Origin of the sequence: Mesorhizobium sp. C432A, assembly GCF_030323145.1 — a bacterium.
Taxonomy (GTDB): domain Bacteria; phylum Pseudomonadota; class Alphaproteobacteria; order Rhizobiales; family Rhizobiaceae; genus Mesorhizobium.
Genome location: NZ_CP100470.1, coordinates 3,955,343 through 3,979,024, shown reverse-complemented (window position 1 = coordinate 3,979,024; position 23,682 = coordinate 3,955,343). Strand labels below are relative to the sequence as shown.

General features: G+C 62.2%; 23 protein-coding genes and 1 tRNA gene. 9 read left to right on the top strand and 15 right to left on the bottom strand.

Translation table 11 applies throughout. The annotated features are described in order from the left end of the window. Positions 1 to 10: 10 nt before the first annotated feature. Positions 11 to 616 carry a glycerol-3-phosphate 1-O-acyltransferase PlsY gene (plsY, locus tag NLY33_RS19255; RefSeq protein ID WP_023706212.1) on the top strand — a complete coding sequence of 202 codons (606 nt, stop codon included), beginning with the start codon at positions 11 to 13 and terminating at the stop codon, positions 614 to 616. Continuing rightward, positions 613 to 1,740, top strand: a complete 1,128-nt coding sequence (dprA, locus tag NLY33_RS19250) for a DNA-processing protein DprA (RefSeq protein WP_023670989.1) — start codon at positions 613 to 615, stop codon at positions 1,738 to 1,740. The genes plsY and dprA overlap by 4 nt, the downstream gene beginning before the upstream one ends. 235 nt (positions 1,741 to 1,975) lie before the next feature. Here dprA and NLY33_RS19245 read toward each other — a convergent pair whose 3' ends face one another. Next, the gene (locus tag NLY33_RS19245) at positions 1,976 to 3,118 is read right to left on the bottom strand and encodes a hypothetical protein (RefSeq protein ID WP_023706211.1); all 1,143 of its coding nucleotides are present in this window, start codon (positions 3,116 to 3,118) and stop codon (positions 1,976 to 1,978) included. A 239-nt stretch (positions 3,119 to 3,357) separates the two neighbouring features. On the opposite strand from NLY33_RS19245, the gene NLY33_RS19240 reads away from it, so the two are divergent. The 6 genes from NLY33_RS19240 to NLY33_RS19215 all read left to right on the top strand — a co-directional run bounded on the left by NLY33_RS19240 (position 3,358) and on the right by NLY33_RS19215 (position 9,187). Next, the gene (locus NLY33_RS19240) at positions 3,358 to 4,242 is read left to right on the top strand and encodes a dihydrodipicolinate synthase family protein (protein ID WP_023706210.1); all 885 of its coding nucleotides are present in this window, start codon (positions 3,358 to 3,360) and stop codon (positions 4,240 to 4,242) included. Between the two features lie 23 nt (positions 4,243 to 4,265). Next, positions 4,266 to 4,925, top strand: a complete 660-nt coding sequence (locus tag NLY33_RS19235) for a GntR family transcriptional regulator (RefSeq protein WP_023706209.1) — start codon at positions 4,266 to 4,268, stop codon at positions 4,923 to 4,925. A gap of 63 nt (positions 4,926 to 4,988) precedes the next feature. Continuing rightward, positions 4,989 to 6,326, top strand: coding sequence for an ABC transporter substrate-binding protein (locus NLY33_RS19230; protein WP_023706208.1), 1,338 nt, complete (start codon positions 4,989 to 4,991; stop codon positions 6,324 to 6,326). Beyond that, positions 6,326 to 7,264 carry a carbohydrate ABC transporter permease gene (locus NLY33_RS19225; RefSeq protein WP_023706207.1) on the top strand — a complete coding sequence of 313 codons (939 nt, stop codon included), beginning with the start codon at positions 6,326 to 6,328 and terminating at the stop codon, positions 7,262 to 7,264. The genes NLY33_RS19230 and NLY33_RS19225 overlap by 1 nt, the downstream gene beginning before the upstream one ends. Continuing rightward, positions 7,265 to 8,086 (top strand): carbohydrate ABC transporter permease, encoded by an 822-nt coding sequence (locus tag NLY33_RS19220; RefSeq protein WP_023684659.1) that lies wholly within the window; start codon positions 7,265 to 7,267, stop codon positions 8,084 to 8,086. A 39-nt stretch (positions 8,087 to 8,125) separates the two neighbouring features. Continuing rightward, the gene (locus tag NLY33_RS19215) at positions 8,126 to 9,187 is read left to right on the top strand and encodes an ABC transporter ATP-binding protein (protein WP_023706206.1); all 1,062 of its coding nucleotides are present in this window, start codon (positions 8,126 to 8,128) and stop codon (positions 9,185 to 9,187) included. A gap of 47 nt (positions 9,188 to 9,234) precedes the next feature. Here the strand turns inward: NLY33_RS19215 and NLY33_RS19210 are convergent. After that, a tRNA-Lys gene (locus NLY33_RS19210) sits at positions 9,235 to 9,310 on the bottom strand. A 322-nt stretch (positions 9,311 to 9,632) separates the two neighbouring features. On the opposite strand from NLY33_RS19210, the gene NLY33_RS19205 reads away from it, so the two are divergent. Continuing rightward, on the top strand, positions 9,633 to 10,124 hold the full coding sequence (locus NLY33_RS19205; protein WP_023706205.1) for a BA14K family protein: 492 nt from the start codon (positions 9,633 to 9,635) through the stop codon (positions 10,122 to 10,124). Positions 10,125 to 10,214: 90 nt separating this feature from the next. Here the strand turns inward: NLY33_RS19205 and NLY33_RS19200 are convergent, their stop codons facing one another. The 13 genes from NLY33_RS19200 to NLY33_RS19140 form a co-directional block, all read right to left on the bottom strand. Next, positions 10,215 to 10,691, bottom strand: a complete 477-nt coding sequence (locus NLY33_RS19200; RefSeq protein ID WP_023684656.1) for a DUF6882 domain-containing protein — start codon at positions 10,689 to 10,691, stop codon at positions 10,215 to 10,217. A gap of 22 nt (positions 10,692 to 10,713) precedes the next feature. Then, positions 10,714 to 12,207: a glycerol kinase GlpK gene (gene glpK / locus NLY33_RS19195; RefSeq protein ID WP_023706204.1), complete on the bottom strand. Its 1,494-nt coding sequence runs from the start codon at positions 12,205 to 12,207 to the stop codon at positions 10,714 to 10,716. Between the two features lie 89 nt (positions 12,208 to 12,296). Further along, on the bottom strand, positions 12,297 to 14,024 hold the full coding sequence (locus NLY33_RS19190) for an ABC transporter substrate-binding protein (RefSeq protein WP_023670978.1): 1,728 nt from the start codon (positions 14,022 to 14,024) through the stop codon (positions 12,297 to 12,299). A 77-nt stretch (positions 14,025 to 14,101) separates the two neighbouring features. Continuing rightward, the gene (locus tag NLY33_RS19185; RefSeq protein ID WP_023670977.1) at positions 14,102 to 14,389 is read right to left on the bottom strand and encodes a DUF2160 domain-containing protein; all 288 of its coding nucleotides are present in this window, start codon (positions 14,387 to 14,389) and stop codon (positions 14,102 to 14,104) included. 67 nt (positions 14,390 to 14,456) lie between these two features. Beyond that, positions 14,457 to 15,371 carry a carbohydrate ABC transporter permease gene (locus tag NLY33_RS19180; RefSeq protein WP_023670976.1) on the bottom strand — a complete coding sequence of 305 codons (915 nt, stop codon included), beginning with the start codon at positions 15,369 to 15,371 and terminating at the stop codon, positions 14,457 to 14,459. Between the two features lies 1 nt (position 15,372). After that, positions 15,373 to 16,239 carry a carbohydrate ABC transporter permease gene (locus tag NLY33_RS19175; RefSeq protein WP_023670975.1) on the bottom strand — a complete coding sequence of 289 codons (867 nt, stop codon included), beginning with the start codon at positions 16,237 to 16,239 and terminating at the stop codon, positions 15,373 to 15,375. Then, positions 16,240 to 17,331: an ABC transporter ATP-binding protein gene (locus tag NLY33_RS19170; RefSeq protein ID WP_023700777.1), complete on the bottom strand. Its 1,092-nt coding sequence runs from the start codon at positions 17,329 to 17,331 to the stop codon at positions 16,240 to 16,242. Between the two features lie 10 nt (positions 17,332 to 17,341). Then, positions 17,342 to 18,421, bottom strand: a complete 1,080-nt coding sequence (locus tag NLY33_RS19165; RefSeq protein WP_023684650.1) for an ABC transporter ATP-binding protein — start codon at positions 18,419 to 18,421, stop codon at positions 17,342 to 17,344. A 38-nt stretch (positions 18,422 to 18,459) separates the two neighbouring features. After that, on the bottom strand, positions 18,460 to 19,980 hold the full coding sequence (glpD, locus tag NLY33_RS19160; protein ID WP_023700779.1) for a glycerol-3-phosphate dehydrogenase: 1,521 nt from the start codon (positions 19,978 to 19,980) through the stop codon (positions 18,460 to 18,462). A gap of 117 nt (positions 19,981 to 20,097) precedes the next feature. After that, positions 20,098 to 20,865 (bottom strand): DeoR/GlpR family DNA-binding transcription regulator, encoded by a 768-nt coding sequence (locus NLY33_RS19155; protein ID WP_023706202.1) that lies wholly within the window; start codon positions 20,863 to 20,865, stop codon positions 20,098 to 20,100. A 115-nt stretch (positions 20,866 to 20,980) separates the two neighbouring features. After that, the gene (locus NLY33_RS19150; RefSeq protein WP_023707487.1) at positions 20,981 to 21,427 is read right to left on the bottom strand and encodes a hypothetical protein; all 447 of its coding nucleotides are present in this window, start codon (positions 21,425 to 21,427) and stop codon (positions 20,981 to 20,983) included. 14 nt (positions 21,428 to 21,441) lie between these two features. Further along, positions 21,442 to 22,857: a pyridoxal phosphate-dependent decarboxylase family protein gene (locus NLY33_RS19145; RefSeq protein WP_023706200.1), complete on the bottom strand. Its 1,416-nt coding sequence runs from the start codon at positions 22,855 to 22,857 to the stop codon at positions 21,442 to 21,444. Positions 22,858 to 22,946: 89 nt separating this feature from the next. After that, a complete protein-coding gene (locus NLY33_RS19140; RefSeq protein WP_023684646.1) occupies positions 22,947 to 23,678 on the bottom strand; it encodes a proteasome-type protease in 732 nt (243 codons plus the stop codon). Between the last annotated feature and the right edge of the window lie 4 nt (positions 23,679 to 23,682).

The following is a 23,682-nucleotide window of genomic DNA, read 5'->3' as shown; positions in this document are numbered from 1 at the left end:
GGGGCAAACAATGAGTTATAACGTTATCCTGGCATTGCTGTTCGGCTATCTCCTCGGCTCGATTCCCTTCGGCCTCTTGATCACCCGCGCGGCCGGCCTCGGCGATGTGCGCAAAATCGGCTCCGGCAATATCGGCGCCACCAACGTTCTGCGCACCGGCAACAAGGGCCTCGCCGCCGCGACGCTGGTGCTCGACGCGTTGAAGGGTACGGCGGCGGTGATGATCGCGCGCCATTTTGGACACGACTACGGACTGTGGGCCGGCCTTGGACTCTGGGCGGGCCTTGGCGCCTTCCTTGGCCATCTGTTTCCGGTCTGGCTCGTTTTCAAGGGCGGCAAGGGCGTGGCGACCTATCTCGGCGTGCTGATCGCGCTCGGCTGGCATGTGGCGCTGATTTTTATCGTCGTCTGGCTGGCGATGGCTTTTCTGTTTCGCTATTCCTCGCTGGCAGCGCTGACGGCGGCGGTCATCGTGCCGATCGCGCTTTATTTCTGGAGCACACCTGAGACCGCCGGGCTGTTCCTGGTGATGAGCCTGATCGTCATCTTCAAACATCGCGCCAACATTTCGCGCCTTCTTGCCGGCACCGAAGGCAAGATCGGAGCCAAGGGTTGAGCAAGCCCGCCGCCGGGCCGCGCCTCAGCGACCGGCAGCGGCTGAGCTGGCTGCGGCTGATCCGCACACAAAATGTCGGCCCGGCCTCGTTTCGCGAATTGATCAACCGCTTTGGTTCGGCGGAGGCGGCGTTGGAGATGCTGCCCGAGCTGATGATTTCGGGCGGAGCCAAAAGGATCATGCGCATTCCTTCCGTGGAGGAAGCCGAAGCGGAACTCGACGCAGCCAGTGAAAACGGCGCCCGCTTCGTCGGCATCGGCGAGGCCGACTACCCGCCGATGCTGAAAAACATGGACAATCCGCCGCCACTGATTGCCGTGAAGGGCGAGGCAGCCGTCTTTCGCCTGCCGGCGGTGGCCATCGTCGGCGCCCGCAACGCGTCGCTCGCCGGCATCAAGATGGCGCGCATGCTGGCGGCGGATCTTGGCCGCGACGGCTACGTCATCGTTTCCGGCCTGGCGCGCGGCATCGACACGGCAGCACACCAGGGCAGTCTCTCGACTGGTACAGTGGGTGTGCTGGCCGGTGGGCTCGATGTCCCCTACCCGCCCGAAAATATCGGCTTGTGCGACGACATTGCCGAGCGTGGCGGCGCCGTTATTTCGGAAATGCCGTTCGGCTGGCAGCCGCGGGCGCAGGATTTTCCGCGCCGCAACCGGCTTGTCGCGGGCGCCGCCCTCGGACTGGTGGTGATCGAAGCGGCGCAACGCTCCGGCTCGCTGATCAGCGCGCGCCTGGCCGGCGAGATGGGCCGGCTGGTCTTTGCCGTGCCGGGTTCGCCGCTCGATCCGCGCTGCGCCGGCTCCAACGGCCTGCTCAAGGACGGCGCCACCCTGGTCACCGAGGCGGCCGATGTTTCCGGTGCGATCGCACCCTTGGCGGGCACGCGAACGCGAAGCATTGCGCCGCCAGAAAAGGCACCCGATTTTTCGGCAACTCCCCCGCCCGGTGAGGACGAACGCAGCGGCGTGCTCGAGGCGCTGGGCCCAACGCCGGTGGGCGTGGACGAGATCATCCGCCACACCGGCCTCAACGCCGCGCAAGTCTCCATGGTGCTGCTGGAACTCGACCTTGCCGGCCGCATCGAGCGCCATGCCGGCGGCAATGTCTCACTGGTTTCGTGACGTTCCAGCCGATCCCGCCGCACGTCGGCCGCAACTCACGCGTCGAGGGTTACGCCGGCGGCGCCAACCTCGGCATAGTCGCCAACGCCGGTACAGATGCCACCGCAGGGTATTTTCCAGGCGGCTCTCGGAAAAGCACTCCGCCATTCCAGGGCTCTCCGTTGCACTGACGATCACGCTCGCAATGGCATATTCGACAGCTGACGAAAACCGGGCTCGACAGTCTGCGCATCAGTCAGCGGAACAGATACTTCGATACCTCCGGATTGCCACGGCGCCACATCACATTGTCCAGAAAATAATGGTGCACATTGATGAAGATGAGCACGATGAAGAAGAACAGCGATGACCCCAGCACTTGCCTGTCATACGGGATCAAGGCCGTCAGCGCGGATGGGATCAGCCAGAAGCCGAGATAGCCAAGGGCCGTGCCGCCGACGATGAAGCCGAGGAGCCGAAACCTGTAGAGGGGGCCGAGAAAGGACAGGATTTTCGGCTGCGGATCGCGTTCGGCATCGGAGCTGTCACGCTCAACATTGGTCTGATAGCGCCAGACCACGGCGAGGTACTGCAGCGAGTGGAGCGCCGGCACGATCAGCAGCCAGAGCGGATTTATTCTCACAATCAGGATCCAGAGATAGAGCGACGCGACGTAGGCCACGATGCCGTTATAGGGCAGCTTGCCACCGTTCTTTCGCCAGCGATTGACCAGCATCAAAAGCGTAGCCGCCGTCGAAGCAATGGCTGCCAGCAAGGCGATGTCGGTGATCCAGGAAGGGACCGCGAAGGTGTAATAGTCGAGGCCGTAATATTTGCCCTGGGTGACCGCCGTATTCGTCTGCAGCCACGAAAGGATCCACACGGCATAGGAGTTTACCAGCAGCACCTTCTTGTCGCGATCGTCGAAGAATTTGCGCTTCAGCACCGCGTCCACCATCAGCATGCCGTAGCCCTGCTTGACGTAGTGCCAGCCGACGAAAAAGAACATGGCGTTGGTGGCAAAGCCGAGCAGCCGCGTGTTCGCCGCCACCGCGCCATAGGCAAAGAACCCGGCCATGACCAGGGGCACGACAATGCCCGCGAAGATGTAGCGGAGTTGCAGGCTCCTGTCGTAGCCGTCGCCCGTCACCTTGCGCCCGAAATTGCGATAGAAAAGCTGGTAGGAGTGGGCGAAGTGGGGATAGTTCACGAGATAGGCGACGACGACCATCGTTGCGGCCACCGGCCCCTCATATTCGAGCGGAACGAGAAACAGCACCGGCAGGATGAGAAAGGCGCTGCCGCCCAGCATGAGGAAATCGGCGACCGGGCCGAAGAGGTACTTTTGAGGCGCCGCCGCCTTAGGAGCGACAGCATCCGCCGAAAGCTGAAGTGTCATGTCAGAACCCTCCCCTGGGAAAGGCTGAGTTTAGCCATCGACTGGGATGGGGACAAGGTTGGAGCTGCCGCTCCGCGCCCTAACACTGGGCCATCCTGCTGTTTCGCCAATGGTCTCGATCCGCCATGGGCTTCGAACCCGTGAAGGCCCTCCGCTGTTAAAAAAGCGCACCACCCCAATTTACGACTAACATGTTAGTGTGCTAGCACGGCATACACACCTACTTCGGAGACCTTCCGGTGACATCACGCTTTGGCCTTTCGGCCGCTCTCGCCACGCCTTTCGATGCCCGCGGGCAGATCGCCACCGCTCCCATGATCGCTCAGGCCAAAAGTTGCCTGGCGCAGGGTTGCGGCAGCGTGACGCTTTTCGGCACGACAGGGGAAGGCGCGTCGGTGGGCACGACGGAGCGGCGGTCGGTGACCGAAGCCATGCTGGCTGCTGGAATCTTGCCGCATCAACTCGTTGCCGGCGTGCTGGTCGACGCCGCCGAAGACGCCGCCGAACAGGCACAGCATGCCTTGCAGCGAGGCGCCCGAAACATTCTGCTGGCCCCGCCGAGCTACTTCAAGAATGTCGGCGAGGACGGCCTTTTCGGCTGGTTCTCCGCCGTCTTTGCCGCGCTCGGCCCCCTCGCCCGTGATGTGCTGCTCTACAACATCCCTTCGGTTACCATGGTGCAGCTTTCGCTTGGCCTGATCGGCCGGTTGCGCACTGCTTTTCCCGACGTGGTCGCCGGGGTCAAGGATTCCGGTGGAAATTGGAGCTACAGCAAGGCGCTGCTTGCCGCCCATGGCGATCTGGTGATCCTGATCGGCGATGAAAGGCATCTGGCGCGTGCGGTGCGACTGGGTGCTCAAGGCGCAATCTCGGGCATGGCCAATTTCGTCCCGGGCGAAATCCGCGCCATGGCCGGGGACGGGTGCGACGATCCTCGCGTCGAAAGTTTTGTGCTCGAATTGCTCAAATATCAGGTCACCCCCGCGGTAAAGGTGATGGTGGCGCGCAAGACCGGCGACGAGCGCTGGCTGGCGGTCCGTCCGCCGCTGGAGCCGATCGCTTTGCAAGGGCAGCAGCAGCTTGCCGCAGCCTATGACAGCTTGTTTGCCAGGGAACCGGCCTGACCGGCAAAGGGAAGCGCGCCGAAATGGAAGACGGCAACGAACCGACCACCCTCAGGGAGAAGGCCTATGCCAGCTTCACGCGGCATTTGCTGGCGCGCGACTTCAAGCCGGGCCAGTTCGTGTCGCAGCGTGAGCTGGTTGCCTTCACCGGACTGCCGCTCGGCGCCATTCGCGAGATCGTGCCGCGTCTCGAGGCGGAAGGACTGCTGACGACCATCCCGCAGCGCGGCATGCAGATCGCCCATATAGACATCAGCCTGATCCGCGAGGCCTTTCAGTTCCGCCTGTTCATGGAGCGTGAAGCGGTGGCGCTGTTTACGGTCAGCGCCTCCGATGCCGAGCTTGCCCGCTTGCGGCGCGAGCATGAGGACATGCATGCCCAGGCGCTGGCGCAGACCCCGACGCCGGAGATGGAGGCCAAGGCGCAGACCATCGACTGGGCCATGCACGACACGTTCATCGATGCGCTGGGCAACGAGATCATCGCCAAGGCCTATCTGGTCAATTCGGTGAAGATCCGCCTGATCCACCAGGAGCGGTTCCGTATCGACGGGCGCGTCGTGCCGGTGATGCGCGAGCACCTGGCGGTGATCGAAGCCATGGAGAGCCGCGATCCAGGGAAGGCGGTCGAGGCGATCAGTCTGCATATCGACAAGGCGCGCCGGCTGGCGCTGCAGATCTGAGGAAACCTGAGCCGCACCGCGGTCCGCGATGCAATCGACAACGACAACAACCGGGAGGAAGACATGTCGTCCAATCTGTTCAACCCAACCAGGAGGCAACTGCTTCAGGGAACCGCGGCGCTTGCCGCCGCCGGCTTTGCGGGCGTTCGCCCAAGCTTTGCCGCCGGCGTCGACTGGAAGCGCTTTGCGGGAACGACGCTTGACGTCAATCTGGTGAAAAGCCCGCGCAGCGACACGCTGATAAAATACATCGCCGAGTTCGAGGAACTGACCGGGATCAAGGTCAATGCCGAAGCGACGCCGGAACAGCAGCAGCGCCAGAAGACGGTGATCGAACTGAGCTCCGGCAAACCGAGCTTCGACGTCGTGCATCTGAGCTACCACGTGCAGAAGCGCCAGTTCGAAAAGGGCGACTGGCTGGCCGACATATCAGGCTATCTCGCTGACCCGACCCTGACCGATCCTGCGCTGGTGGAAACCGATTTCGCCGATGCCGGCATGCTGTTTGCCAAGGACGGCCAGGGCGTGTTGCGCTCGCTGCCGTTCTCAGTCGACTACTGGATCGTCTACTGGAACAAGGAATTGTTCGAGGCCAAGGGCCTCAAATACCCTGAAACCTTCGAGCAACTGGTGGCGGCCGCCGAAGCGCTGACCGACCCATCGACCAACACCTACGGCTTTGTCGCCCGCGGCCTCAAGAACGCCAACACGCCGGTGTGGACGTCGCTTATGCTCGGCTACGACATGACGCCGCTCGACGACAAGGGCAAGCTGCGTACGACCTCGCCCGAGGCGGTCGAGGCGGCCAGCCTCTACCAGCGGCTGATGACCAAGTCGGCGCCTCCAGGCGTCACCGGATTCAACTGGGCCGAAGCCCAGTCCGCCTTCCTGCAAGGCAAGATCGGGATGTGGTTCGATGGCGTCGGCTTTGCCCCGCCAATGGAAAATCCGGAAAAGTCACGAGTGGTCGGCAAGGTCGGCTACGGCGTCATGCCCAAGGGGCCCAAGGCGCATGCCGCCGGCACCTTTGGCGACGGCCTCGGCGTGACGGCCGCCAGCGAGAAGAAGGAGGCCGCCTACCTCTTCTGCCAGTGGGCGATTTCGCCCGCCATGGGCGCGCGCCTGCTGCAGGCGGGTGCCGGCGTGCCGTTCCGCAAGTCGGTGCTGGAAGATCCCAAGGTGCGCGAAGGCGTCACCATGCCGGCGAGTTGGCTCGATGCCGTGGTCGGCTCGGGCAATGTCAGCCGGCTGTCGCTGCCGGTCATCATTCCGGTCACCGAGTTCCGCGATATCTATGGCGTGGCGCTGACCAATCTGATCGCCGGCGCCGATCCGGCAGAGGAACTGAAGCAGGCCACCGAGCAGTTCCAGCCGGTGCTCGACCGGAGCGAGCAAGGCTGATGTCCGCCATCACCCCAGAACGCGCCGGGGTGACGACGCAAGCCATCGAAGGGAACCAGACCATCCGTCTGGCTCCCAACTACTGGCCTTTCGTCGTCCCGGCGCTCGTCGTCGTCGGCGCCGTGATCGTCTTTCCCTGGGCCTTCACGCTGTGGATGAGCGTCAACCGCTGGACCCTCGGCCAGGCGCGAAGCTTTGCCGGGATGGAAAATTACCTGCGGCTGGCCGTCGACCAACGCTTCTGGGAATCGCTTTTCCATACGCTGACCTACACGGCGCTTTCGGTCGCGGCACCGATGTTCCTCGGCACTCTTGCCGCGCTGATCTTCGACGCCAAATTTCCGCTGCGCGGCCTGTTGCGCGGCGTCTTCGTCATGCCGATGATGGCAACGCCAGTCGCCGTGGCGCTGGTCTGGACGATGATGTTCCATCCCCAGCTCGGCGTGCTCAACTGTCTGTTGTCGCTGGTCGGCATCCCGGCGCAGGAATGGATCTTTAATGCCAGGACGGTCATCCCGTCCCTGGTTGCGGTCGAGACCTGGCAGTGGACGCCGCTGGTGATGCTGATCGTGCTGGGCGGCTTGGCCTCCGTGCCGCGCGAGCCCTTCGAGAGCGCCGAGATCGATGGCGCCAACGCCTGGCAGCAATTCCGCTATCTCACCTTGCCGATGATCGCGCCGTTCCTGATGATCGCGATGATCATCCGCACCATCGATGCGCTGAAGAGTTTTGACATCATCTACGCGATGACCCAGGGCGGACCGGGCACGGCCTCGGAAACCATCAACATCTATCTCTACAACACCGCCTTCTCCTACTACGACATCGGCTATGGCTCGGCCATGGCCGTGGTGTTCTTCATCGTCATCGTCGCGCTGTCCTTCATCCTGCTGATGCTGCGCCAGCGCTCCCAATGGATCGGGGTGGAGGGCAAATAGATGAGTTCACGGCTGCTCAACCGGATCGGGCTGTTTTTCGCGGCTCTGGTCTTCGTCTCGCCGGCGATCCTGTTCTTCCTCTGGATGGTCTCGCTGTCGCTGAAGTTCGAGATCGACAACGGTGCCTACCCGCCGATTCTGATCCCGGAACATCTCGCCTGGTCGAACTATGTGAAGGTATTCGAGGAGAACAATTTCCTGCTCTATTTCTGGAATTCGGTTCTGGTGACGGGCACGGCAACGTTGCTGGCGCTGCTGATCGGCGTGCCGGCGGGCTATGGCATCGCGCGGCTCAAGGCCGAACGCTCGGCGGTGGTCATCATGATCGCCCGCATGACGCCGGGGCTTTCCTATCTCATTCCGCTGTTCCTGCTGTTCCAGTGGGTCGGCATTCTCGGCACGCTGTGGCCGCAGATCATCATCCATCTGGTGGTGACGGTGCCGATCGTGGTCTGGGTGATGATCGGCTATTTCGAGACCACGCCGATGGAGCTGGAAGAAGCGGCCAACATCGATGGCGCCAGTTCCTGGCAGGTGTTCCGGCTGGTCGCCTTGCCCATCGCCAAGCCGGGCATTGTCGTCGCCTTCATCCTGTCGATCATCTTCTCATGGAACAATTTCGTCTTCGGCATTGTGCTCGCCAGCCGCGAGACTCGCACGCTGCCGGTCGCCGTCTACAACATGCTTTCCTACGAGCAGGTGAGCTGGGGTCCGCTCGCCGCCGCAGCACTTGTGGTGACGCTGCCGGTGCTGGTGCTGACCCTGTTCGCGCAAAGGCAGATCGTCGCCGGGCTGACCGCAGGCGCCGTCAAGGGCGGCTGAGGCACGGCCCCGACATCACTCATTTCCGGGAGAAATCCAATGGCATCGGTAACAATCAACAACGTTCAGAAGGCTTTCGGAGCCGCCAAGATCATCCACGATGTCAGCGTCGACATCGCCGATGGCGAATTCGTCATCCTGGTCGGGCCGTCGGGCTGCGGAAAGTCGACGCTGCTGCGCATGATTGCCGGACTGGAAACGATCTCGGGCGGCAGGATCGCCATTGGCGATCGCCTCGTCAACAATCTCAGGGCGCGCGACCGAAACATCGCCATGGTGTTCCAGAACTACGCGCTCTATCCGCATATGACGGTGGCCGACAATATGGGCTTTGCCCTGAAGATCAAGAAAGCCGATCCGGCCGACACCGCCGGCCGCGTCGGCAGGGCCGCCAGCATTCTCGGCCTGGACAAGCTGCTCGACCGCTATCCGCGTCAGCTTTCCGGCGGCCAGCGCCAGCGCGTCGCCATGGGCCGCGCCATCGTGCGCGACCCGCAGGTGTTCCTGTTCGACGAGCCGCTGTCCAATCTCGACGCCAAATTGCGCGTGCAGATGCGCGGCGAGATCAAGGCGCTGCACCAGCGGCTGGGAACCACCACCATCTACGTTACCCACGACCAGATCGAGGCCATGACCATGGCCGACAAGATCGTCGTGCTGCATGACGGCCTTGTCGAGCAGATCGGCGCGCCGCTCGATCTCTACGATCGCCCGGCCAACCTCTTCGTTGCCGGGTTCATCGGCTCGCCGGCGATGAATTTCATTCGAGGCCATGTCGAGGAAGGTGTTTTCCGCAGCGCCGGTGGACTGATCTTGCCGCTGCCAGAAGGCATCGACCTGACCAACATACCCGGCCGCGACCTCATCTACGGCATCCGCCCCGAACACATCCGAGCGACGACCGCCAAAGGAATCCCCGGCACGATCGTGCTTCTGGAAGCAACGGGTTCGGAAATCTTTGCCCGGGTCGACTGCGCCGGAGAAGAAATCTCCTGCCTTTTCCGCGAGCGGCTGGCACTGAAACAGGGCGAGCAGATGCGCATCGAGATCGACCGCGCCTGCGCTCATCTGTTCGACGTCAAGACCGGGCGGCGATTGTAGGGGGCGATGGGGGCTGCTGACAGGGCAACTTCCGCACGAAATATTTCTGGTGAGCGCGTCGGGGTTCGAACCCGAGACCTACTGATTAAAAGTCAGTTGCTCTACCGGCTGAGCTACGCGCTCCCGCGGGCTCTAAAGGCCGCCCTCGAAATTGCGCGGAACATAGGGAGAGTGCCGCGACCGGTCAACCGGAAAAAGATGGCCCTTCGACCGGGGTTTCAGCCATCGCCAGACGCGCCGCAAATTGCGTCGTCACCAGCCCGGTGAGCCGCTCCCGCAACGTGGTCGCCGCTTCGATCTGTTGGCGCGCGAGACGCGCCTTTTCTCACGCGCCGAATTCGAGAAACATTACAAATCAGCAACTTACTGTTTTGGTGGGAACCATCGCACGAGCGGGCCGTTTTCGTCTCACAAGGGACGTCAACCACCCTTCAAGGAGAAGATCATGAACAAGATCGCAACGGGTCTACTGGCGACCACCCTGTCAATTTCGTTTGCCGCGGCCGCCGCTATGCCGGCCAATGCCGCCCAGATGTTCGTGCCCCAGTCATCAGCAACTTCGTCCGACATCGTGAATGTGAGCGATTCTCGTCATGACAACTGGCGGTGGATGCGCCATGGCAACCGCAATTCCGGCAATCGCGATTTCCGCGTAGGCCGCCAGTTCTCCCGCAACAATGATGGCGGCAGCTATTGGAATGGCCATCGCGGCTATCGCGAATATCACCGCGGCTATCGCCGTCACGGCGACTACTGGTTCCCGCTGGCTGCCTTCGCCACCGGCGCCTTGATCACCGGTGCGATCGTCAACAGCGAGAACAACCGCGGCGATGCCCATGTGCAGTGGTGCTACGACCGCTATCGGTCGTACCGCGCTTCGGACAACACATTCCAGCCCAATTACGGCCCGCGTCAACAGTGCAATTCGCCCTATTGAGCTGAGTTGGTACCAAGTGTTGAGTAGAAAAGCCTGCGCCGGCAACGGCGCGGGCTTTTCCGTAGGTTGCTTGGGTACGGGCGCGGCGGATTAGCTGGCCCAATTGACGCTCTTGAAGATCAGATACAGGGCTCCGCCTTCACCACGCGGAGAACGGTATGCGCCGAGGCCGTTGCAGATTCGAACCGCAGCTGCGGTCATTTTCCAGCCGAGCACTTCCAAGTCGTTGTTCAAATCTATCGCATAGGGTTGAGCCAGCTCATCAATGGAATGCTCCTGTCCGAAAGACCGAACCAGCTCTGCGTCGGCAAGCAGGTCGCCAGGCAGGTTTGAATTTGCCCAAGCCCAGAGCCAGTTGCTGGCCTTGGCACTCGTCGATCCGGCGATTTGGATTTCGGCGACGACCTTGGTGATGCCGTTGTCCGAGAACAGAAGCTTTCCTTCTGTCAGATCATAGTCATAGCGAGGCCAACTGCCGAGTCGGAACTCCTGCTGCAAGCGTGCATTCTTTGCATCCAATTGTTCGACAGCCTCGTCGCGCCAGGCCCCATACCAGTGTGGATTCATCCCCTTCCCCCGCCATGATTTACTACCGCGCGCTCAGCGTCCGGCGCACCGCATTGCGCCAGCCCGCGAGCTTTGCCGAGCGCACCGTGGCATCCATGTCCGGCTTGAAGCGGCGCTCGAGCGCCCAGCTCTTGGCAAAATCCTTCGCCTTCGGCCACACGCCTGCTTTCGAGCCGGCAAGCCACGCCGCACCCAGCGCCGTCGTCTCCAGAATGGTCGGGCGATCGACCGGCGCATCGAGGATATCGGCCAGCCGCTGCATGGTCCAGTCGGAGGCCACCATGCCGCCGTCGACGCGAAGCACGGTTTTGGCCGACGCCCCCTTCCAGTCCTTGCGCATGGCGTCGAGGAGATCGCGCGTCTGGTAGGCGACGGATTCCAGCGCCGCGCGGGCGAACTCCGCCGGGCCAGAGTTGCGGGTCAGCCCGAAGATCGCGCCACGCGCCTCGGCGTCCCAATGCGGCGCGCCGAGACCGACGAAAGCCGGCACCAGATAGACGTTCTGCGTGGGGTCGGCGGTTGCCGCCAAAACGCCGCTATGCTCGGCCTTGCCGATCACCTTGATGCCGTCGCGCAGCCATTGCACGGCGGCACCCGCGATGAAGATCGAGCCTTCCAAGGCATAGGTAGTCTTGCCGTTCAGCCGATAGGCGATGGTGGTCAACAGCCGGTTCTTCGAGCGCACCAGATCGGCGCCGGTGTTGAGCAGCGCAAAGCAGCCGGTGCCATAGGTCGATTTCATCATGCCTGGCTCGAAACAGGCCTGGCCTATGGTCGCTGCGTGCTGATCGCCGGCCACGCCAAGGATTTTGATTTCGGCGCCAAACAGGCTTTTTTCCGTCACGCCGTAGTCGTCGGCGCAATCCTTGACCTCAGGCAGCATCGCCACCGGGATGCGCAGGATGGAGAGCAGCTCGTCGTCCCAGACATTTTTCTCGATGTTATAGACCAGCGTGCGCGAGGCGTTGGTGGCATCCGTCGCATGCACCTTGCCGCCGGTCAGCCGCCAGATCAAAAAACTGTCGATAGTGCCGGCGAGCAGTTCGCCCTTTTCGGCGCGCTTTCTCGCACCGTTTACCTTGTCCAGCATCCAGGCGATCTTGGTGCCGGAGAAATAGGGATCGAGCAGCAGGCCGGTCTTTTTGGTGAACTTTTTCTCCAGGCCGTGTTTTTTCAGCTTCTGGCACAGCGGCGCGGTGCGGCGGTCCTGCCAGACGATGGCATTGTGGATCGGCTTGCCGGTCGCCTTGTCCCAGATGACGACGGTTTCGCGCTGGTTGGTGATGCCGATCGCCGCCACATCCGAGGCCTCGCGGCCGGCGGCCTTCAGCGCGCCTTTGACCGTCGCGACGACGCTTGCCCAGATCTCTTCCGGATCATGCTCGACCCAGCCGGAGGCAGGATAATGCTGCGTGAATTCCTGCTGCTTGCTGCCGGCGACCTTCATCGCGCCGTCGAACAGGATCGCCCTGGTCGATGTCGTACCCTGGTCGATTGCAAGGATGTATCCGGTCATTAGTCCTCCCGGTAGCTCGCCTATACAAACAGGGGAGACGGCAAGATGCCGCCTCCCCGTTCACTATGATCCTGGCGCGTACGCCAAGATTACTTCTGCCAGCTCTTCACCAGTTCGTCGTAGTTGATGGTGATCGGCTTTTCCTTCTCGTTCTCGATCTTCAGCTGAGGCGCGAGATTGCCGTTCTTGACCGCGTCGGCGTTCCAGTAGGCGAGGTCATGCTCTTCGGCCATCTTCGGGCCGATATCGCCCTGGACGCCCGACTTCTCGATGCGGGTCATGACTTTTTCCTGCTCGGCGCAGAGCGAGTCCATGGCTTCCTGCGCCGTCTTGGCGCCGGACGAGGCATCGCCGATCGCCTGCCACCAGAGCTGTGCCAGCTTCGGATAATCGGGCACGTTGGTGCCGGTCGGCGACCACTGAACGCGGGCCGGCGAGCGGTAGAACTCGATCAGACCACCGAGCTTCGGCGCACGTTCGGTGAAGCTCTTGTCGTGGATCGTGCTTTCGCGGATGAAGGTCAAGCCGACATGGCTCTTCTTCACGTCGACCGTCTTCGAGGTCACGAACTGCGCGTAGAGCCAGGCGGCCTTGGCGCGGTCGGTCGGCGTCGACTTCATCAGCGTCCAGGAACCCACGTCCTGATAGCCGAGCTTCATGCCGTCCTTCCAGTAGACGCCATGCGGCGACGGGGCCATGCGCCACTTCGGCGTTCCGTCGTCGTTCAGCACCGCCTTGGCGCCGGCGTCGACCATCGAAGCGGTGAAGGCGGTGTACCAGAATATCTGCTGCGCGACCGCACCCTGTGCCGGCACCGGGCCGGATTCGGAGAAGGTCATGCCCTGGGCTTCGGCCGGAGCGTAGGCCTTCAGCCAGTCGAGGTATTTCTGGATCGAGTAGACGGCAGCCGGGCCGTTGGTGTCGCCGCCGCGCGCCGTGCAGGAGCCGACCGGCTGTGATTTCTCGTTGACCTTGATGCCCCATTCGTCGACCGGCAGGCCGTTCGGCAGGCCCTTGTCGCCGTTGCCGGCCATCGACAGCCAGGCATCGGTGAACCGCCAGCCGAGCGACGGGTCCTTCTTGCCGTAGTCCATGTGGCCATAGACCTTCTTGCCGTCGATCTCGCGGCCGGTGAAGAACTCGGCGATGTCCTCATAGGCCGACCAGTTGACGGGAACGCCGAGGTCGTAGCCGTATTTCGCCTTGAAGTCGGCCTTGTTCTTCTCGTCGTTGAACCAGTCGTAACGGAACCAGTAGAGGTTGGCGAACTGCTGGTCGGGCAGCTGATAGAGCTTCTTGTCCGGCGCGGTGGTGAAGGAGGTGCCGATAAAATCCTTCAGGTCGAGGTTCGGATTGGTAACGTCCTTGCCCTCGCCCGCCATCCAGTCGGTCAGGTTGCGGACCTGCTGGTAGCGCCAGTGGGTGCCGATCAGGTCGGAATCGTTGACCCAGCCGTCATAAAGGTTCTGGCCGGTCTGCATCTGGGTCTGGATCTTCTCGACGACGTCGCCTTCCTGGATGACGTCATGCGTGATCTTGATGCCAGTGATGGCGGTAAAGGCCGGCGCCAGCACCTGCGATTCATACTGGTGGGTGGCGATGGTTTCGGACACGACCTTGATGTCCATGCCGGCGAAAGGCTTCGCGGCATCGATGAACCACTGCATTTCTGCTTCCTGGCCGGCGCGGTCGAGCGTCGACAGCGGGCCGATTTCCTTGTCCAGAAACGCCTTGGCCTCATCCATTCCGGCGTAGGCGTTGCCTACCCCGAGCAACAGGACAAGGGCAGTTGTTGATGTTAAAAATTGCCGTCGCATAGGTTTCCTCCACATTTAGGTTTCAAGTGCGATCTGGAACGGCCGCCGGCACGCGGTCGATCCAACAGTTTCCCCCTCTATACGTAGCGGAACACGCCGACGGCGTAGACCACGGAGAGAGCGAGAGCCCACCACAGGTTGGATCCGACAAGACCCAGCCAAGCGAGATGGATAAAGGCGCTGCCAAGCAGCGACAGAAAAAGACGGTCGCCGCGCGTCGTCTCGAAGCGCAGGATGCCGACGCGCGGATTGCCGCCCGGCGAGGCAAATTCCCAAAACGCCATGCCGCACAGCAGCAGAAGAATGGTGCCGAAGAACGCCGCCGTCGGCCACGTCCACGCCATCCAGGTGAGGTCGAGATTCATGGTGACACCCTCCCCAGGGCAAAGCCCTTGGCAGTGGTGGTGAGGATGAACCCGTGCGTTTGTTTCATCACACCCTCCCCAGGGCGAAGCCCTTGGCGATGTAGTTGCGGACAAACCAGATGACGAGCGCGCCGGGGATCAGCGTCAGCACGCCGGCGGCGGCAAGCAGGCCCCAGTCCATGCCGGCGGCCGAGACGGTGCGGGTCATGGTGGCGGCGATGGGCTTGGCATCGGTGGTCGTCAGCGTGCGAGCGATCAAAAGCTCGACCCATGAGAACATGAAGCAGAAGAAGCACGCGACACCGATGCCGCTGGCGATCAGCGGCATGAAAATCCTGACGAAGAAGCGCGGGAAGGAGTAGCCGTCGATATAGGCTGTTTCGTCGATCTCTTTGGGCACGCCCGACATGAAGCCTTCGAGGATCCACACCGCCAGCGGCACATTGAACAGGCAGTGCGCCAGCGCCACGGCGATGTGGGTGTCGATCAGGCCGAAAGCCGAATAGAGCTGGAAGAACGGCAGCGCGAACACTGCCGGCGGCGCCATGCGGTTGGTCAACAGCCAGAAGAACAGATGCTTGTCGCCGAGGAAGCGGTAACGCGAAAAGGCGTAGGCCGCCGGCAGCGCGGCGGCCACCGAGATCACCATGTTCATCACCACATAGGTGATCGAGTTGATGTAGCCCGAGTACCAGGAGGCGTCGGTAAAGATGGTGACGTAGTTGGCGATCGTAGGCTGATGCGGATAGAGCGTCAGCGAGGAGACGATCTCGGCATTGGTCTTGAAGCTCATGTTGATGAGCCAGTAGATCGGCAGCAGAAGCACGATGATGTAGATCGTCGGCACGATCCACCACCAGCGCGATTCCTCGCCGCGCTTGCGCATCAGCCGGGCGACCTGATCCTGCGAAAGCGTGCTCGCCAATTTTCCCGAAGCGGTGGTTTCGCTCACTCTGTCGGCTCTTTCGTTGGCGCCGCTCATCTCAGCGCTCCGCGTCGTAGTTGGTCATCACGGTGTAGAACACCCACGACAACAACAGGATGATCAGGAAGTAGACCAGCGACATGGCGGCCGCCGGACCGAGGTCGAACTGGCCGAGCGCGGTCTTGACGAGGTCGATCGACAGGAAGGTGGTCGAGTTGCCGGGGCCGCCGCCGGTGACGACGAAGGGCTCGGTGTAGATCATGAAGCTATCCATGAAGCGCAACAGCACGGCGATCAAAAGCACACGCTGCATCTTCGGCAGCTGGATATAACGGAACACCGCCCAGCGCGAGGCGCCGTCGATCTTGGCCGCCTGGTAGAAGGCATCCGGGATCGAAACCAGGCCGGCATAGCAGAGCAGCACGACAAGGCTGGTCCAGTGCCAGACGTCCATGATGATGATGGTGACCCAGGCGTCGAACGGATCCTGCACGTAATTGTAGTCGATGCCGAGCGCGTTGACGTAGTAGCCGAGCAGGCCGATGTCGTTGCGGCCGAAGACCTGCCAGATGGTGCCGACGACGTTCCACGGAATGAGCAGCGGCAACGACATAAGCACCAGGCAGACCGGCACGCCCCAACCCTTCTTCGGCATGTTGAGCGCGATGAAGATGCCGAGCGGCACTTCGATGGCCAGGATGATGAAGGAGAAGATCAGGTTGCGCACCATGGCTTCCCAGAAGCGGCTGGACGACAGCAGTTCCTCGAACCACTGGGTGCCTGCCCAGAAGAAGACGTTGTTGCCGAAGGTGTCCTGCACCGAATAGTTGACGACCGTCATCAGCGGAATGACGGCCGAGAACGCCACCAGCACCAGCACCGGCAGCACCAGGAACCAGGCCTTGTTGTTCCAGGTCTTTTCCATCTATGCCCCCATCTCGACACGCCCCATCTCAACCAGCCAGGAATCGGCATAGATGTTGATGCCGGCCGGATCGAAGCGAACCTTTGGGTCGGCCGGCACGCTCTCGTCCTCGCCGATGACGGCAGCGATCTCGCGGCCTTCGAGGCTGGCGCGCACCACCTTGTGGCGGCCGAGATCCTCGACCTTGCTTATTTTAACCGCCATGCCCTCGCGGCCGAGCCTGACATATTCGGGGCGGATGCCGAGTTCGATGGCGCCGGAGCTCCCAGCGGCGGTCTTTGGCGCGCCGGGCAACTCGATGCGCTGGCTGCCAATGGTCGCAGTCTTGCCGTCGATCGCCACCGGCATGACGTTCATGCCGGGCGAGCCGATGAAGTAACCGACGAATGTGTGGCGCGGGCGCTCAAACAATTCAGCCGGCGTGCCGATCTGGACGATGCCGCCATCATACATGACGACGACCTGGTCGGCGAAGGTCAGCGCCTCGGTCTGGTCATGGGTGACATAGACCATGGTGTAGCCGAAGCGGCGGTGCAGTTGCTTCAACTGCGATCGCAGCACCCATTTCATGTGCGGATCGATAACCGTCAGCGGTTCGTCGAACAGGATGGCATTGACATCCGAGCGCACCAGGCCGCGGCCGAGCGAGATCTTCTGCTTCTGGTCGGCGGTCAGGCCCCTCGCCTTCTTCTTCGCCCACGACGCCAGGTCGATCATCTCCAGCGTCTCGCGCACCTTGCGGTCGACATCGGCCTCCGGCACGCCGCGATTGCGCAGCGGGAAGGCAAGATTGTCGTAAACGGTCATGGTGTCGTAGATGACCGGGAACTGGAACACCTGCGCGATGTTGCGCTCCTGCGTCGACAGATTGGTGACGTCCTTGCCGTTGAACAACAACTCACCGTGCGAGGGGTGCAGAAGTCCCGAAATGATGTTGAGCAGCGTGGTCTTGCCGCAACCCGAGGGCCCAAGCAGCGCATAGGCGCCGCCATCCTCGAATGTGTGGTGCACTTCCCGCAGCGCAAAATCGGCATCCTTCTGCGGATTGGGCAGGTAGGAGTGCCTGACATGGTTGACGTCGATGCGCGCCATCTCTTCCCCCTCAGGCCGCAAGCTTCGGCGCGGCGACGGCGCTGCCGTTGCTGTCGAAGACCATGATGTGGCGCGGATCGATAAACACCTCGATCTCGGCGTCCGGCTCGAAATCGCGGATGCCGTGGGTCAGCATGACCCAGCGCGCATCGGCAAAATCGAGGTGGATGAAGCTTTCCGAGCCGGTGATCTCGGTGATCGTCACCTTGGCGCGCACCGGCACCGCGGCAGCGTTGGGCCGCTCCAGCGACAGATGATGCGGCTGAAAGCCGATCGTGTAATTGGCGTCGGCAATGCCGGCGAGTTCGGCCGGCACCGGCAGCTTGACGCCGCCCTCGAGCAGGAAATCCGGGCCCTTCTTGGCCAGCACGATGGTGTTGAGCGGCGGATCGGCAAAGGTTTTCGCCGTCACCAGGTCGATCGGCTTGCGGAAGACGTCGATGGTCGGCCCGAATTGGGTGATCCGCCCCTCGGACAGCGTCGCCGTATTGCCGCCGAGCAGCAAGGCTTCATGCGGCTCAGTCGTGGCGTAGACGAAAATGGTGCCGGCGGCGGCAAATATCTTGGGCAGTTCGGCGCGCAGCTCCTCGCGCAATTTGTAGTCGAGATTGGCGAGCGGCTCGTCGAGCAGCACCAGGCTGGCATTCTTGACGATGGCGCGGGCCAGCGCCGTACGCTGCTGCTGTCCGCCGGACAGGCTGAGCGGCGTGCGGTCGAGATAGGGTGTGAGCTTCAGAAGCCCTGCCGCGTTGCGGACTTCCTTGTCGATCTTGGCCTGGTCGGTGCCGGCGACGCGCAACGGCGAGGCGATGTTCTCGTAGACGGTCATCGCGGGGTAGTTGATGAACTGCTGATAGACCATGGCGATCTTGCGCTGCTGCACCGGCATGCCGGTGACATTCTGGCCGTCGAACCAGACTGAACCGGTGGTCGGCACGTCGAGCCCGGCCATCAGCCGCATCAGACTTGTCTTGCCCGACAGTGTCGGCCCGAGCAAAACGTTGAGCGAGCCGTGCTGAAGCGTCAGCGACACGTCGCGGATATGCTCCACCGCGCCGACCATCTTCGTCACGTTTCTCAGTTCCAGCATGATGCCTCCTCCCAGGCTTTGTGCATCAATCGCCTTCCCTATTCCGCTGCCGCGACATGGCGCCGGCTGATGCCGCGCATGAATTCGTCAAGCGCCGAGGCCTGTTCGCGGCTGAGATGCAGACCGCGCTTGGTGCGACGCCACAATACATCTTCGGCGGTCAGCGCCCATTCGTTTTCGCTGAGGTAGCGTACCTCGGCCTCATAGAGATCGGCGCCGAAATTGCGGCCGAGATCGGCGTTCGACTTGGCGAGGCCGAGCAGCACTTGCGCGCGCGTGCCGTAAAGCCTGGTCAACCGACGCGCCAGGCGCTGGTCGAGGAAAGGATAGGCGCTCTTCAGCTTCGCCACCTGGACGTCGAAACCGGTGGCCGGGAAATCGCCGCCCGGCAAGGGCGCGTTCGCCGTCCACGGCTTGCCGCGCTTGCCGAGAAAACCTTCGATCTTTTCCAGCATCGATTCCGACAGCCGGCGGTAGGTGGTGATCTTGCCGCCGAAAGCGTTGACGATCGGCGCCTTGCCCTCGCCGCCATCGGCTTTCAACACATAGTCGCGGGTCGCTTCCTGCGCCTTCGAAGCGCCGTCGTCGTAGAGCGGGCGCACGGCCGAATAGGTCCAGACGATGTCGGGGCGCGTCACGGCTTCAGCAAAATATTCGCTCGCCGCCGCGCAGAGATAGTCGATCTCGGTGTCGCTGATCTTCACGTCATGCGGATCGCCGGGATAGTCGCGATCGGTGGTGCCGATCAGCGTAAATTCTTCCTCGTAAGGGATGGCGAAGATGATGCGCCCGTCCTTGTTCTGGAAGAAGTAGGCGCGCGGATCATCGAATTTCTTTTTGATGACGATATGACTGCCCTGCACCAGGCGCACATTGTGCACGTCGTTCTGGCCCACGGTGGTCGACAGGACGTGGTCGACCCATGGACCGGCGGCATTGACCAGCAGCCGGGCCTTGACCTCGTCGGCATCTCCCGTCCGCACGTCTTCCACGCGGATCGCCCATAGATCGCCTTCGCGCCGCGCCCCGACGACTTTCGTGCGGGTGCGGATGGTGGCGCCGCGGTCGGCGGCGTCACGCGCGTTCAACACCACCAGCCGGGCATCGTTGACCCAGCCGTCCGAGTACTCGAAGGCCTTGTGAAACAGCGGCTTCAGCGGCTTGCCCGCCGGATCCTTGGACATGTCCAGTGTTCGGGTCGCCGGCAGCAATTTGCGGCCACCAATATGATCGTAGAGGAACAGGCCGAGCCGGATCAGCCAGGCCGGGCGCAGGCCCTTGGCATAGGGCAGCACGAAGCGCATCGGCCAGATGATGTGCGGCGCGTTCTTCCAAAGAACCTCGCGCTCCATCAGCGCCTCGCGCACCAGCCGGAACTCGTAGAATTCGAGGTAGCGCAGACCGCCGTGGATCAGCTTGGTCGAGCCGGAGGAGGTTCCGCTGGCAAGATCGTTCATCTCGGCCAGAAATACCGAAAAGCCCCGCCCAACGGCGTCGCGGGCGATGCCGCAGCCATTGATGCCGCCACCGATGACGAAGATGTCACGGACTGCGTCCACAAAGCCCTCCCGCGATTTCGCATTGCAGCATTTTTAGGTTTTTACGAAACCGTAGCGGGATTATTTCGAAATAAGAACGAATGTCAAACGAAATGTAACGGGACCGTGATCGATAGCTTAGCCGAGCGACGTTTCGATCAATTGAACCTCCGCTTCCTCGCAGATCTTGCGCACCGACGGGATGTCGCAACGGTCGGTGATGAAGGTGTTTACCTGCGAGAGATGGCCGATGCGAACCGGCGCGGTGCGTTCGAACTTGGTCTGGTCGGACACCAGGATGACATGCCTGGCATTGGCGATGATGGCTTGCGCCACTTTCACTTCGCGAAAGTCGAAATCGAGCAACGCGCCGTCATGGTCGATGGCCGAGGCGCCGATCACCGCATAGTCGACCTTGAACTGCCTGATGAAATCGACCGCGGCCTCGCCGACAACGCCGCCGTCGGAGCCGCGCACGACGCCGCCGGCGATTACCACCTCGATCGAAGGATAGATGCGCATCCTGTTGGCAACATTGATATTATTGGTGATGACCATCAGCCCGGCATGGTCGAGCAGCGCCTTGCTGACCGACTCGGTCGTGGTGCCGATGTTGATGAACAGGGAGGCGTTGTCGGGTATCAGCCTGGCCGCCGCGCGGCCGATGGCCTCCTTCTCGTCGGCGGCAATCTTGCGGCGCGCCTCATACTCCATGTTTTCGATGCCGGACGGGAACAGGGCCCCGCCATGGATGCGCGTCAGCAGCCGCTGATCGCAGAGATCGTTGAGGTCCTTGCGGATGGTCTGTGGCGTCACGTTGAAATGCGTGGCGAGGTCATCGACCAGCACACGGCCATGGTCCTTCGCCATCTGGATGATCTCGGCATGGCGCGGCGACAAATACACTGAGAACCTCCCGTTTTCGTTTTTCTTGTTTGTAGCTGAAAACGAAAGCAATGAAAAGGGAGACGCCGGCTAATGAAATATCGATGATTGCAAAGGCGAACCGGGCAGATACGGCTCAGACCCGCTCCGCCACCTTGCGGGTGACAGCCGCGACTTTACCTGGCGAGCGGATCATCAGGAAATTGCCGGACCAGTATCCCGGGATTCGCCAAGTGCCTTTGATCTCGGTTGCATCACCGTTGATGATGCCGCTGTAGTGAATCGGGTGCGCCTTCAATTCGGCCTTGTCGCATGTCTTGGTAAAGGAGACGGCGTTGCCCTCTCGCTGCCCCTGCAGGCTTGCGTATCTTGCCGTGCTGGTCGCCGCCGGTTCGTGGGTCATCCCCGTCAAGCTGGTTGCCGTCTCGATCAGCGTTGCAACGAAGGAAACCGGCGGCAGTTCGCGCGGATAGAAATAGCGCCCGCTCCAGACGCCCGTCAGATTCTGGCTAACCCCTTCGGCCCTTCCGGCCATATGCTTGCTCGCAAGTCCTTGCTGGCTTGCCCCGGCGGCGGCAACCACCCGGGCAATCCCTGTCAGTCCTTCGGGGATCTTGCACACTCGCAGATGACAGTGAAGGCGGTATCGACATCGGCCGCGGTTGTCTCGAACTGGCCTGCCTGGAAGCGGATGGCGACCCGCCCATCGACACGCGTCTGCGTCAGGTAGATACGGCCGTCATTGTTGATGGCGTCGACCAGACGCAGATTGTGCTCGTCGCAGTCAGCGCCGGATGCGGCGCGATGCCGGAACGAGAACAGCGACAGCATCGGCTGGCTGGCGAGCTCGAAATCCTCCTCCTCGGCCAGGCGCGCTGCTATGCCTTCGCTCCAGGCGACGTGATTGCGGATCATGGTGCGCAGCGCCTCGAGGCCATGGGCGCGCAGCAGGAACCACAGCTTCAGCGCCCGGAAGCGACGGCCGAGAGGCACCGACCATTCGGAGTAGTTGATGATGCCGTCATGGCCGCGAGTTTTCAGATAGTCCGGCTTGATCGCCAGCGTGCGCACGAGATCCTCCGGCTGACGGACGAACTGGATCGAGCAGTCGAATTGCGCGCCCAGCCATTTGTGCGGGTTGAAGACGATCGAGTCCGCGCCCTCGACACCGGTCCAGAAATGCCGGTATTCCGGACAGATCATCGCCGATCCGGCCCAGGCGGCGTCGATATGCAGATAGAGCCCCTGGCGTTTGGCCACCGCGGCCACTTCAGCGATGTCGTCGGTGCCGCCGGTGCTGGTGCCGCCGACGCACGCGATGACGCCGGCCGGCAATAGGCCGGCCGCGCGGTCGGCAACAATCGCCGCTTCCAAAGCCGCGGTATCCATGGCGCGGTAGGTGCCGGCGACGGGAATGCGGACGAGGTTTTCCTCGCCAATGCCGGCGACCCAGATGGCGCGGTCGATCGAGGTGTGCACCTGGTCGGAGGAATAGACGCGCAGCCTGCCCTGCCCGGAAAGACCCTTCTTGTTGCCCTGCCAGTCGAGCGTGCGCTCGCGCATGGTCAACACGGCGGCCAGCGTCGCCGATGATGCGGAGTCCTGGATCACGCCGGAAAAGCCTTCGGGCAGGCCGAGCGCCTGGCGCATCCAGTCGACGATGCGCGTCTCAAGCTCTGTCGCCGCCGGCGAAGTCTGCCACAGCATGCACTGCGCGGCCATCGCAGAGACCAGATATTCGGCAACCACCGAGACGGGTGCTGCATTGGCCGGGAAATAAGCAAAGAAACGCGGATGCTGCCAATGCGTCATGCCGGGCACGATCTTGGCTTCGAAATCGGCGAAGATCGTCTCCATCGATTCCGCGGCCTCCGGCGGAGAAGCTTCGATGCTCCTGAAGATCTCGCCCGGCGCTATGGCAGGTCGCACGGGCCGATCGCGAAGGCCGGTGCGGTAATCAGCGCCCCAGTCGGCGGCGCGCCTCGACCAGTCGCGGAATTGCTCGTTGTCCATGGATCCTCCCGACGCGCCGATCAGACAGCCGTTTGAATTTTGATTAACATGTTAAATAGAGACAGGCAACCGCGACGAAGGTTCCCGCGCTAGCCCGGAAAATCCGGCAGGCTGGCAAAGGCCGTCTTCAACGCGTTCGACCAGCCTTCGGAAATAGCACGATAATATCGATCGTCCTGGCCGATGCGCTTTTTCAAACCCACCGTGAACGTGTCCTCCTCCAGGAACAGCAGGTCGAGAGGCAGGCCGACGGACAGGTTCGATTTCAGCGTCGAATCGAACGATACCAGCAAGAGCTTGACCGTTTCAGCCAGGCTCATCGTCCTTTCATAGGCACGGATGATGATCGGCTTGCCGTATTTGGTCTCGCCGATCTGGAAGAACGGCGTGTCGTCGGTCGATTCGATGAAATTGCCCTCGGGATAGATCATGAACAGCCGTGGCGGGCTGCCCTTGATCTGGCCGCCGAGGATGAAGGAGGCGTTGAAATAGGAATCCGCCTTTTCGCCGGCAGGCGACGAGCTGGCGATGACTTCCTTGACGGTGTCGCCGACCAGCCGCACCGTCTGGTACATGGATGGGGTCTCGAGCAGCGTCGCGTGGCGTTCCGCCACCGCCTTGGTGCGCTCGTCGAGCAGGCTGACCACGGCCTGCGTCGTAGCCAGATTGCCGGCCGACATCAGTACGATGACGCGCTCGCCTGGCTCTTCCCAGACATGCATCTTCTTGAAAGTGGAGATCGAATCCATCCCTGCATTGGTGCGCGTGTCCGACATGAACACGAGCCCACGATCGATCTTGAGGCCGACGCAATAAGTCATGGAA

Bases quoted from the DNA above. Each gene is read 5' to 3' on its own strand.
- plsY (WP_023706212.1), top strand. From the start codon at position 11: ATGAGTTATAACGTTATCCTGGCATTGCTGTTCGGCTATCTCCTCGGC.
- NLY33_RS19245 (WP_023706211.1), bottom strand. From the start codon at position 3,118: ATGACACTTCAGCTTTCGGCGGATGCTGTCGCTCCTAAGGCGGCGGCG.
- NLY33_RS19235 (WP_023706209.1), top strand. From the start codon at position 4,266: ATGGAAGACGGCAACGAACCGACCACCCTCAGGGAGAAGGCCTATGCC.
- NLY33_RS19230 (WP_023706208.1), top strand. From the start codon at position 4,989: ATGTCGTCCAATCTGTTCAACCCAACCAGGAGGCAACTGCTTCAGGGA.
- NLY33_RS19225 (WP_023706207.1), top strand. From the start codon at position 6,326: ATGTCCGCCATCACCCCAGAACGCGCCGGGGTGACGACGCAAGCCATC.
- NLY33_RS19220 (WP_023684659.1), top strand. From the start codon at position 7,265: ATGAGTTCACGGCTGCTCAACCGGATCGGGCTGTTTTTCGCGGCTCTG.
- NLY33_RS19215 (WP_023706206.1), top strand. From the start codon at position 8,126: ATGGCATCGGTAACAATCAACAACGTTCAGAAGGCTTTCGGAGCCGCC.
- NLY33_RS19205 (WP_023706205.1), top strand. From the start codon at position 9,633: ATGAACAAGATCGCAACGGGTCTACTGGCGACCACCCTGTCAATTTCG.
- NLY33_RS19200 (WP_023684656.1), bottom strand. From the start codon at position 10,691: ATGAATCCACACTGGTATGGGGCCTGGCGCGACGAGGCTGTCGAACAA.
- glpK (WP_023706204.1), bottom strand. From the start codon at position 12,207: ATGACCGGATACATCCTTGCAATCGACCAGGGTACGACATCGACCAGG.
- NLY33_RS19190 (WP_023670978.1), bottom strand. From the start codon at position 14,024: ATGCGACGGCAATTTTTAACATCAACAACTGCCCTTGTCCTGTTGCTC.
- NLY33_RS19185 (WP_023670977.1), bottom strand. From the start codon at position 14,389: ATGAATCTCGACCTCACCTGGATGGCGTGGACGTGGCCGACGGCGGCG.
- NLY33_RS19180 (WP_023670976.1), bottom strand. From the start codon at position 15,371: ATGAGCGGCGCCAACGAAAGAGCCGACAGAGTGAGCGAAACCACCGCT.
- NLY33_RS19175 (WP_023670975.1), bottom strand. From the start codon at position 16,239: ATGGAAAAGACCTGGAACAACAAGGCCTGGTTCCTGGTGCTGCCGGTG.
- NLY33_RS19170 (WP_023700777.1), bottom strand. From the start codon at position 17,331: ATGGCGCGCATCGACGTCAACCATGTCAGGCACTCCTACCTGCCCAAT.
- NLY33_RS19165 (WP_023684650.1), bottom strand. From the start codon at position 18,421: ATGCTGGAACTGAGAAACGTGACGAAGATGGTCGGCGCGGTGGAGCAT.
- NLY33_RS19145 (WP_023706200.1), bottom strand. From the start codon at position 22,857: ATGGACAACGAGCAATTCCGCGACTGGTCGAGGCGCGCCGCCGACTGG.
- NLY33_RS19140 (WP_023684646.1), bottom strand. From the start codon at position 23,678: ATGACTTATTGCGTCGGCCTCAAGATCGATCGTGGGCTCGTGTTCATG.